Source organism: Streptomyces sp. CB01580 (assembly GCF_001905795.1).
In the GTDB taxonomy this organism is placed as follows: Bacteria; Actinomycetota; Actinomycetes; order Streptomycetales; family Streptomycetaceae; genus Streptomyces.
In genome coordinates this window covers 455,204-464,886 of record NZ_LIXJ01000003.1, presented here as the reverse complement: position 1 = coordinate 464,886, position 9,683 = coordinate 455,204, and the positions used below count along the sequence as shown (strand labels likewise).

General features: G+C 72.8%; 6 protein-coding genes. 1 reads left to right on the top strand and 5 read right to left on the bottom strand.

What is annotated here, in order from left to right; genetic code table 11:
* The 3 genes from AMK22_RS07090 to AMK22_RS07080 form a co-directional block, all read right to left on the bottom strand.
* Positions 1-1,118, bottom strand: a 1,118-nt coding sequence (locus AMK22_RS07090; protein ID WP_242433862.1) for a glycosyltransferase 87 family protein, incomplete at its 3' end; no start/stop codon positions are given.
* A gap of 345 nt (positions 1,119-1,463) precedes the next feature.
* Positions 1,464-4,010 carry a SpoIIE family protein phosphatase gene (locus AMK22_RS07085; RefSeq protein ID WP_073782412.1) on the bottom strand — a complete coding sequence of 849 codons (2,547 nt, stop codon included), beginning with the start codon at positions 4,008-4,010 and terminating at the stop codon, positions 1,464-1,466.
* Between the two features lie 310 nt (positions 4,011-4,320).
* Positions 4,321-5,793, bottom strand: a complete 1,473-nt coding sequence (locus AMK22_RS07080; protein ID WP_073782410.1) for an amidase — start codon at positions 5,791-5,793, stop codon at positions 4,321-4,323.
* A gap of 384 nt (positions 5,794-6,177) precedes the next feature.
* On the opposite strand from AMK22_RS07080, the gene AMK22_RS07075 reads away from it, so the two are divergent.
* Positions 6,178-6,903: a hypothetical protein gene (locus tag AMK22_RS07075; RefSeq protein ID WP_073782849.1), complete on the top strand. Its 726-nt coding sequence runs from the start codon at positions 6,178-6,180 to the stop codon at positions 6,901-6,903.
* On the opposite strand, the gene AMK22_RS07070 is transcribed toward AMK22_RS07075, so the two are convergent.
* On the bottom strand, positions 6,866-8,443 hold the full coding sequence (locus tag AMK22_RS07070) for an NCS1 family nucleobase:cation symporter-1 (RefSeq protein ID WP_073782408.1): 1,578 nt from the start codon (positions 8,441-8,443) through the stop codon (positions 6,866-6,868). The two genes, AMK22_RS07075 and AMK22_RS07070, sit on opposite strands and share 38 nt — an antisense overlap.
* 223 nt (positions 8,444-8,666) lie before the next feature.
* The gene (locus AMK22_RS07065; protein ID WP_073782406.1) at positions 8,667-9,683 is read right to left on the bottom strand and encodes a TIGR03842 family LLM class F420-dependent oxidoreductase; all 1,017 of its coding nucleotides are present in this window, start codon (positions 9,681-9,683) and stop codon (positions 8,667-8,669) included.

Sequence of the window (9,683 nt, the reverse complement as noted above, 5' to 3'; positions counted from 1 at the left end):
AGCCCCAGCGCGAGCCGGTCCGCGGCCGCGACGGGGGTCCGCGGCGGACGCACCAGCAGGGACACGCCCACGCCCAGGGCGCTCAACGCGATGAGCACCATGGTGACCGTCTGCCCGTGCGGGACCAGGGTGACGATCAGGTGCCCGAGCAGCGGACTCGCCGCGGTCGACGCCGCCTCGGCCAGTCCCGACGGGTAGAGGACCACGTTCTGGTAGAACGCGTCCAGGTCCACCAGCGCCACGGGCACGGTGCACAGCACCGCGATCCCGACGGCGAGCACCGCGCTCCTGACGGCGGCACGCCTGCCGAGGCACACCGCGAACAGGGCGACGATCACCGGGATGGCCGGCCAGGCGGTCCACTTGAGCGCGGCGGCGGCGCCGAGGGCCAGCCCCGCCCCCAGGTCGTTGCGCCGGTCCGCGAAGGCCAGGGCCAGGCAGACGAGTCCGACGACCGGCGGGTCGACGCCCCCGATGGTCAGCGGCAGCGCGACGACGGGGCAGGCGACCAGCCAGAACACGCCCGTCACGGCCGAGGGGACAAAGGCGCCGCCCGCACCGCCCTCGGTGTCCCGCCCCTTGGTCAGCACCCGTACGGTACCGATCACCGCGGCCAGGAAACCGAGCGCGAACCACAGCCGGGCGCTGGTGAACGGGGTGTCGCCGAACAGCACGTGGGGAATGCCGAACAGCGCCATTCCGGGCAGGTACGGGTTGAAGTCCGGCACCACGTGCGGAGCGTCGTTGTACACGGTGCCGGAGGAGAACAGCAGGTCGGCCGACCGTTCGACGACCCCGACCTCCATCTGCGCCTTGCCGACGACGGTGAGGTAGAGCAGGGGGGCCACCACCGATCCGGCGGTCGCGACGACGGCGGGAACCCGGGACCACGGCGTGGCCGTCGTCAGCGCGACCACGGCCGCGCAGCCGTAACCGACCGCCGCGGCCAGGCCCCAGGCCTCCTGCGCCGTACCGGGGGGCGAGGACAGCCCCACCGCCAGCGCCGAGACCGCGCACACCAGCAGCACCGGCCAGTCCCAGCGCCACTTCCGGGGCGATGCGCCGCTCGCGGGCCCAGAACCGGCTCCCGGTTCCTGCTTCCGAATCGCTGTCGACATCCGTCACCAGCTCCGGTCGGATATTCGGGCACCGGGCACCACCACACGGTGCGCGCATGGGCGCACACCGCGTACGAACCGATCACATGGGGGGAAGGCGGAGATCATGCACGGGACTATACTCACCGGTCATAGACCATATGGTCGCGTGCGTGCGTGATCACGCGGCAGGGGCCGCCGCGTACGGCGCGGAGGGAACACGGGAGCCCCTCCCGGCCGCCGCTCCGCAGAAGGTTCGTTCACCGGCCCGCAGGAGATTCCGTCGCCGGTCCGCGGAAGATCGCCGGTCCGCAGAAGATCTGGTCGCCGCTCCGCGGGAGATCCGGTCGCCGCTCCAAGGGAGACTCAGCCGCCGGTCCGCGGAAGATCCTGTTCGGTCCAGATGACCTTTCCCTCGGGTGTGTAGCGGGTCCCCCAGCGGCGCGTGAGCTGGGCGACCAGGAAGAGGCCACGACCGCCCTCGTCCGTGGTCCTGGCGTGCCGCAGCCGCGGTGAGGTGCTGCTGGTGTCGGAGACCTCGCAGATCAGGACGGACTGACGCAGCAGCCGCAGCCGGATCGGTCCCGTGGCATATCTCACGGCGTTGGTGACCAGTTCGCTGACGATCAGCTCGGTCGTCGTCTCCAGCTCCTCCAGGCCCCAGCTCCGAAGCAGGCGTGCGGTGCGCGACCGCACGCCCGCGACGGCCGCCGGGTCGGAGGGCACCTCCCACGAGACGACGTGCTCGGCGCTCAGCTCGTGGGTACGGGCCAGCAGCAGGGCCACGTCGTCGGGCTGCGGGGCCGGGAGCAGCTGCTCGACGACCGAGTCGCACAGCGCGTCCAGGGGCAGTCCGCGCTGGGACAGGGCGCCGCCGAGGCGGGACATGCCGAGTTCGGGATCCCGGTCCCGGCCCTCGATGAGGCCATTGGTGTAGAGGGCGATCAGGCTGCCTTCCGGGAGGTCGATCTCCGCTGTCTCGAAGGGCATTCCGCCCAGCCCCAGCGGTGGTCCCGGGGGCAGTTCGGGAAAGCTGACGCGCCCGTCCGGGGAGACGACGGCGGGCGGCGGGTGGCCCGCGCGGGCCATGGTGCAGCGTTGGGTGACCGGGTCGTAGATCGCGTACAGGCAGGTGGCGCCGAGCACCGTCATGCCGCTCGCCCCTCCCTCGGGTTCCTCCTCGCTCAGGCGCAGGACGAGGTCGTCGAGGTGGGCCAGGAGTTCGTCGGGAGGGAGGTCCATGTCGGCGAGGGTGTGGACGGCGGTGCGGAGCCTGCCCATGGTGGCGGCGGCGCTGATGCCGTGTCCGACGACGTCGCCGACGACCAGGGCGACCCGGGCGCCGGAGAGCGGGATCACGTCGAACCAGTCTCCCCCGACCCCGTCCTTGGCATCCGCCGGGAGGTACAAGGACGCCACGTCCAGGGCCATCCCTCCGGGCAGGGTGTGCGGAAGCAGACTGCGTTGCAGGGTCAGCGCCGCGGCGTGCTCGCGGGTGTAGCGGCGGGCGTTGTCCACGCTCACCGCCGCGCGGGCCACCAGTTCGCGGGCGGGCAGCACGTCGTCCGGTTCGAACGGGACCTTGTTCACCGAGCGCATGAAGGTGGTCAGCCCGAGGACCGTGTCCCGGGCCCGCATGGGCACCACGATCAGGGAGTGCAGGCCGAATTCGCGGATGCGTTCCGCGCGCGCGGGCTGCTCGACGGTCAGCAGACGGCTGAGGGATTCGAGGACCGGGATCAGGACGGGTTCGCCCTCGACGAGGAACCGCGCGTCGTACGGCGGCGGCAGGAAGTCCACCGGGTCCCCGATCCGGCAGACCGCCTCCGGGACGCCCTCCCGCACCGAGTTCATGGCGGCGCGTCGCATCCTGGGCCGGGACGAGGCGGCGTTCGTACGCACGGCACCCCTCCCGGAGAGCGGCGTGGCGAAGACCACCGGGGGCGCGTGTCCCGGGTCGCCCGGCCACAGCCCCGGTTCCCCGGGGCGGGCCACCGGTTCCAGCAGGTCGACGAAGACCAGGTCGGCGAAGCGCGGCACCGCGAAGTCGGCCAGTTCCTGGGCGGTGCGCATCACGTCCAGGGTGCTGCCGATACTGGCCCCGGCGTCGTTGACCAGGGCCAGGCGCTGCTGGGCCTTCCACCGGTCGGTGACGTCCGTGACCATGTAGCAGATGCCGGTGACGGCGCCCTCGCCGTCGGTCAGCGGGAAGAACGAGGTGGAATACGCACGCTGGCGGTGCGGATCCGCCCAGCTCCAACCCCGGTACTCGTAGTCCATGACGGGGACGCCCGTGTCCAGCACCCTTCGCATCAGGGTCTCGATGGCGTCGGCCTCCAGTCCCGGGAGCAGTTCGCTCATGCGACGGCCCAGGCGCTGTTCGCGCGGGATGCCGCCGATCCGCTCCAGGGTGTCGTTCACCCAGACGCAGCGCAGCTGCGGGTCCATCACGGCCATGCCGATCGGCGAACTGGTCAGGAAGGCGTCCAGCACGGACTGCCCCACCGCCCGTTCCGCCCTCCGTTCCCGGGCGGAGACCAGGAACGCCTCCCGGCCGTCCAGCTGGAAGGAGGCGGAGACCCGCAGATCCACCTCGGTCCGCCGGCCGTCGCGCCGCCGCACCTCGCCGATCCCGGTCCACCCGGCGCCGGCACGGCACCGTTCGGCGATTCCCGCGACGCGGACCGGGTCCTCGGCCGTCGCGAGCAGGAACGCGGCGGAGCGCCCGACGACCTCGGCGGCGCGGTACCCGAGGAGGTCCTGTGCGCTCTGCGTCCACCCGATGACCGTTCCGCTTCCGGAGAGCACCGCCGTCGCGTCGTTCGCCGTGTCGAAGGCGGGGTGGAGGTTGCCGAGAAAACTGGGCTGCGGCGGTTCGGCGCCGGGCGCGGGCTGCGGGCCTGCGGACGCCATACTGCTCACCACCCATCCACTCCGGTCCACTCCATGGTCCTGCCTGCGGCGCTCCGGTGCGAACGTCCGCGGCGCCCCGGCGTGCGGACAACGGTGTGCGCGGGGCGTCGTCGGGCGCATGCGGCGCATGCCGTCGGCGGGGAGTCGGTATCAGCCGGGCGTGACCGGCGGGGGCGATCGCTCGTCACGGGTCCGGTGGGCCGCTCGGGTGGTCCGGCGACGGGCCGGCCGACCGGCCGGGGCCCGTCTTCGAACCGCCGTCGTCCGACCGGAGGCCGGCCGCCGACGCGACCGCGAGGGGACGGGAAGGTCACCGCCCGCCCGCGGCCGGGGCGGGACGGGCGGCGGGCGGCCGGAACTCGTACCAACGGCGTTCCGCCTCCAGCTGGGCGGCGAGCGAGATCAGCCGTTCCTCGCTGCGGGAGGGACCGAGCAGTTGGGCGCCGACAGGCAGCCCCTCGGAGGTGAACCCTGCCGGAACATTGATGCCCGGCCAGCCCAGCACGTTCCAGGGCCAGGCATACGGGCACGCCTCGGCCATCGCCACGTCGGTGCGCCAGGCACTCAGCCCGTCGAACCGTCCGATCGGGGGCGGCGGCAGGGCGGTCGTCGGGGTGAGCAGCACGTCGTAGCCGGTGGCCGCGCCGGGCGCGCGGAAGAACGCGCCGATCCGGCGGTGCTGGCTCACTTCCCGCGCCCTGGCCGCGCGCACCACCCGGCCGCCGAGCCGGGTTCCGGTGCGCAGCGCGCTGCGGGTGCGGGGGTCGAGGAGCGCGGGGTCCGGGTGGCGGGCGGCGAGTTCGGCGATCCCCGCGGTGGCGCGGGGGACGAAACCGAGCCCGATCAGCCCGTAGCGGGGCCGGGCCTCCTCGACGTCGTGGCCGAGGAGGGCGAGCGTCTCGGCCAGGGCGGTGACGGCCCGGCGCACGTCGGGGTGGGGCTCGGCGCGGGTGAGGGTGAGCGGGGGGCGCCAGGCCAGGGCGATGCGCAGCCGGCCCGGTTCGCGGCGGGCGGCGGCCGACGCCTCGACGGCGGGCGGGCGGTGCGGATCGTCGGGGTGGGGCCCGGCGACCGCGTCGAGCAGCAGGGCCGCGTCGGCGACGGTCCTGGCCAGTGGTCCGTTGACGGTGAGTCCCTGGAAGGCGTCGCTGTGGGGGTGGACGGAGATCCGGCCGCGCTGCGGTTTGATGCCGACGAGGTGGGTCCAGGCCGCGGGGATCCTGACGGAACCGGCGCCGTCCGACCCCAGGGCCGCGGGCACCAGTCCGGCGGCGACGGCCGCGGCGGATCCGCCGGACGAGCCGCCGGGGGTGTGCCCGGTGTGCCACGGGTTGCGGGTGGCGCCGAAGGCGGGGCCCTCGGTGAACGGCCACTGGCCGAGTTCGCAGGAGTTGGTCTTGCCGACGATCACGGCACCGGCGGCCCGCAGCCGTCGCACGGCCTCGCTGTCGGCGTTGGCCGAGGGCAGATCACCGCCGCAGCCGAAGTAGGTCGGCATCCCGCTGACATCGGTGTCGTCCTTGACGGCGACCGGCACCCCGAGCAGCGGCAGCCGCTCTCCCGCAGCGAGCCGGCGGTCGGCCTCGGCCGCCTCGGCGAGCGCGGCATCGGCACGCAGATGACGGAACGCGTTGAGGGTGTCGTGGCACGCCTCGATACGGGTCAGGGCCTCGGACACCAGCCTCTCCGAGGTGGTACGGCCCTCGGCCAGCTCCCGTGCGCTGTCGGCCAGCCCGGCCGGGTGGGCCGGTCCGGTGGCCGCCACGGCTTCCGTTGAGGACATGGGCTGCCCGCCTTCCTCGTGCCGACGGGTGCGCGCCGCGCCCGCACCCGTATGACCGCACGCGCTTACCGGAGGGTAACCAGTTCAGGACGGTCCGCTCAACCGTTGGGCCCGAAGCGGTACTCCTGGTGCTGCGACCGGAAAGGTCCACCGGCTCGCGACGCCCGGCAAACCTCTCCGGCCACAGCACCAGCGACGGCGCGACGCGGCCCGCCCGCCCCGGCGTGCGCCGTCGCGCACCGCGTCCCGCTGCGTCGTACGCTCGGATGGATCGGATCGCATACCTGGACCGGCCCCTACGGGCTCGTGGAGGGAGGCGCCGTGATCACCACCACCCGACGCACCGGCGCACGCCGGATCGCCCTGGCCGCGGCCCTGTTGACGATGGCGGGACTCGTGAGCGACGGCGTCCTCGGGGGCGGTACGGCCCGGGCGGACAACGGCATCGACACGCTCTCCGCCCAGCAGATCGCCGACCGCTCGCGCGACGCGCTGCTCGGCGTCCGTTCCCTGCACCTCGGCTCGCGGGGCGACCTCGGCGGCCACGACCCGTCGGCGGAACTGGCACTCACCATGGACCGGGACGGCAACTGCGACGGTTCGGTGGACCTCGGCGGCGGCCGGGGGTCGGTCCGGATCGTGAAGCGCGCCGACGACATATGGCTCAAGCCCGACACGGACTTCTGGAAGAACCAGGTGCCGGTCGGCGGCCCGGCGTTCGCCGCGATCCTCGACGGGCGGTACCTGAAGGCTTCGGCCGACGATCCGAGGCTGCACGGTGTGACGGCCGGATGCGACCTGGACCGTCTCCGTCGGCTGGTCGTCGACAACGCGGAGAACGACCGGGGCACGCTGAACAAGGGCAGGCGCACGACGCTCGACGGGGCTCCGGTGGTGCCGCTGACCCGGATCAGGGACGGCCGGACGCTGACGATGTACGTCGCTGCCACCGGCCGGCCCTACCCGCTGAGGATCACGGTGGAGGGCGGCAGGGCGCACGCGGTCGCGGACCTCTCGGCGTTCGACGCGCCGGTGTCCGCGACCGCCCCGCCGCCGGAGGAGACGTACGACATCAACGCTCTGCCGGGCCGTACGACGGCGCCCCTGTGATCGCGGACCGGCCGCCGAGCACCACGTACAGCAGCAGCGACGAGACCAGCCCGACCGCCCATCCGTAGTCCGCGAGCGGCTTGAGGAACGGGATCAGGCCGTCGGCCGGGAACGGGCCGGTGCCGGGAGCGGAGTGGGAGCCGCCGATCGCGAGGACGCCGCCCACCGCGAACGCGACGACGGCCCGCGGGTTCCAGCCGTTCGCGTACCAGTACCGGCCACCGGGACGGTAGAGGTCCGGGAGGTCGAGAACGGTGCGCCGGACGATCCAGTAGTCGGCGATCAGGATGCCCGCGACCGTGCCGAGCAGCCCGCCGACCAGTCCGAGCCAGGTGAAGATGTACAGCTCGGGCGTGCTGGTGAGCTTCCACGGCATGATCAGCACGCCGACGACGCCGGTGATCAGGGCGCCCGTGCGGAAGCCGATGAAGCGCGGGGCGGCGTTCGCCAGGTCGTACGCCGGTGACACGACGTTCGCCGCGATGTTCACGGACACCGTCGCGACCAGCACGGTCACCAGGCCGAAGAGCAGACCGAAGACGTTGTCGGTCCTGGCGACGAGCTGGACCGGGTCCCAGATCGCCTCCCCGTAGACGGCCTGCGAACCGGAGGTGACCAGGACCGACAGCAGCGCGAAGAGCGTCATGGTGGTCGGCAGTCCGAGCGCCTGGCCCCGGATCTGGGCGCGCTGGCCGGCTCCGAAGCGGGTGAAGTCGGGGATGTTCAGGGAGAGCGTGGCCCAGAAGGCGATCATGCCCATCAGGGAGGGGAAGAAGACGGGCCAGAACTCCTTGCCCCAGCCGAGCCGCGAGGGCTGGTCGAGCAGCGGGCCGAAGCCGCCCGCCCGTACGGCGATCCAGATCAGCAGCACCGCGGCGCCGACGATGACGAACGGTGCCGCCCAGTTCTCGAACCGGCGCAGGGCGTCCATCCCCCGGTGGATGATGGCGAGTTCGAGCGCCCAGAAGAACAGGAAGCACAGCCAGAGCGTCCACGGCTGTCCGGCGACGACGGAGGCGGTGGCCCAGCCGCCGAAGATCTTCCCGAGCAGCGTGAAGATGCCGACACCACCGATCCACGTCTGGATGCCGAACCAGGCGCAGGCCACCGCCGCCCGGATCAGGGCGGGCAGATTCGCACCGCGCAGTCCGAAGGAGGCCCGGGCCAGAACGGGGAACGGGATGCCGTACTTGGGCCCGGCGTGCCCGGTGAGCAGCATCGGCCCGAGCACGATGACGTTGGCGAGCGCGATGGTGAGAACGGCCTGCTTCCAGTCCATGCCGAGGGCCACCAGGCCGGAGGCGAGCAACCAGGACGGAATGTTGTGGGCCATGCCGACCCAGAGCGCGGTGAAGTTGTACGTCGTCCAGCGGCGCCGTTCCAGCGGAACGGGCAGCAGGTCCTCGTTGGCGAAACGGCTGTCGGCGGGGACGTCGCCCGGGGCGAGTTCGACGCGGTCCGTGCCGTCGGTCGTCCGGCCGTGCGGCGATGCCGGTGGGAGAGGCGGTGTGGGCGGGGTCGGTGGGACGGTCGAGGTCATGGCGGCTGGACCCTTCGCTCGGGAGCGGTGCCGTGCGGTGCGGGGCTGTGCCGTGCGTGTACGTGGGGGGCTTACGGCCGTGGCGTGTACGACGGTGGTGGCGGGCCCACCACCGTCGTACGGGATCGGCCGGACGGGCGGTCGGGCGACTCGGGCCGTCGGACGAACGGGATTGGCCTCCGGGTCGCCGAACGGGCCTGTCCGTGGCGCGCGGTGGCGGGTGTCAGGGGGTCAGGGCGGGGATGATCCGGGAGCCGTAGGCGTCGATCGTCTCCTCGCGCGCGTCGTGCATCGCGTAGACGGCGAACTGGTCGACACCCAGATCGCGCAGGGAGCGCAGCTTCTCGATGTGCGCCTCGGCGGGTCCCAGCACGCAGAACCGGTCGACGATCTCGTCCGGCACGAACGCGGTGTCGGGGTTTCCGGTGCGGCCGTGGTGGCTGTAGTCGTAGCCGTGCCGGTCCTTGATGTACGCGGTGAGTTCGTCCGGGACCATGCCGGAGTGCTCGCCGTACTTGGCGACGAGGTCCGCGACGTGGTTGCCGACCATGCCGCCGAACCAGCGGCACTGCTCGCGGGCGTGGGCCAGGGCCCCTGGCGAGTCGTCGGCAGTGACGTACGCGGGTGCGGCGACGCAGATGGTCACGGAGCGCGGGTCGCGGCCGGCCCGCTGCGCCGCGTCCCGCACCGCCTTGACCATCCATTCGGTCAGGAACGGGTCGGCGAGCTGGAGGATGAAGCCGTCCGCCTTCTGCCCGGCGAGGGCGAGCGCCTTGGGACCGTAGGCGGCCATCCACACCGGCAGCTTGCCGTCCTTCACCCAGGGGATCCTGAGCGACTGCCCGTCAACGACGGCCTCCCGCCCCTCGGCGAGGTCGCGGATGACGTCGATGGCCTCGCCCAGACGGGCCAGGGTGTTGGGCTTGCGTCCCGCGACCCGCATCGCGGAGTCGCCCCTGCCGATGCCGCAGACGGTGCGGTTGCCGTACATGTCGTTGAGGGTGGCGAAGGTGGAGGCGGTGACCTCCCAGGTGCGGGTGCCGGGGTTGGTGACCATGGGGCCGACGACGAGGCGGTCGGTGTGTTCGAGGATCCGGCTGTAGATGACGAACGGTTCCTGCCAGAGCACCGCCGAGTCGAAGGTCCAGCCGTGGCTGAAGCCGTTGTGTTCGGCGCGGCGCATCAGGTCGACGACCGATGAGGCGGGCGGGTCGGTCTGGAGGACGAGTCCGAAGTCCAT

What these genes read in the sequence shown, in the direction of transcription:
- AMK22_RS07085 (WP_073782412.1), bottom strand. Translation starts at nt 4,010, where the DNA reads ATGGCGTCCGCAGGCCCGCAGCCCGCGCCCGGCGCCGAACCGCCGCAG.
- AMK22_RS07080 (WP_073782410.1), bottom strand. Translation starts at nt 5,793, where the DNA reads ATGTCCTCAACGGAAGCCGTGGCGGCCACCGGACCGGCCCACCCGGCC.
- AMK22_RS07075 (WP_073782849.1), top strand. Translation starts at nt 6,178, where the DNA reads ATGGCGGGACTCGTGAGCGACGGCGTCCTCGGGGGCGGTACGGCCCGG.
- AMK22_RS07070 (WP_073782408.1), bottom strand. Translation starts at nt 8,443, where the DNA reads ATGACCTCGACCGTCCCACCGACCCCGCCCACACCGCCTCTCCCACCG.
- AMK22_RS07065 (WP_073782406.1), bottom strand. Translation starts at nt 9,683, where the DNA reads ATGGACTTCGGACTCGTCCTCCAGACCGACCCGCCCGCCTCATCGGTC.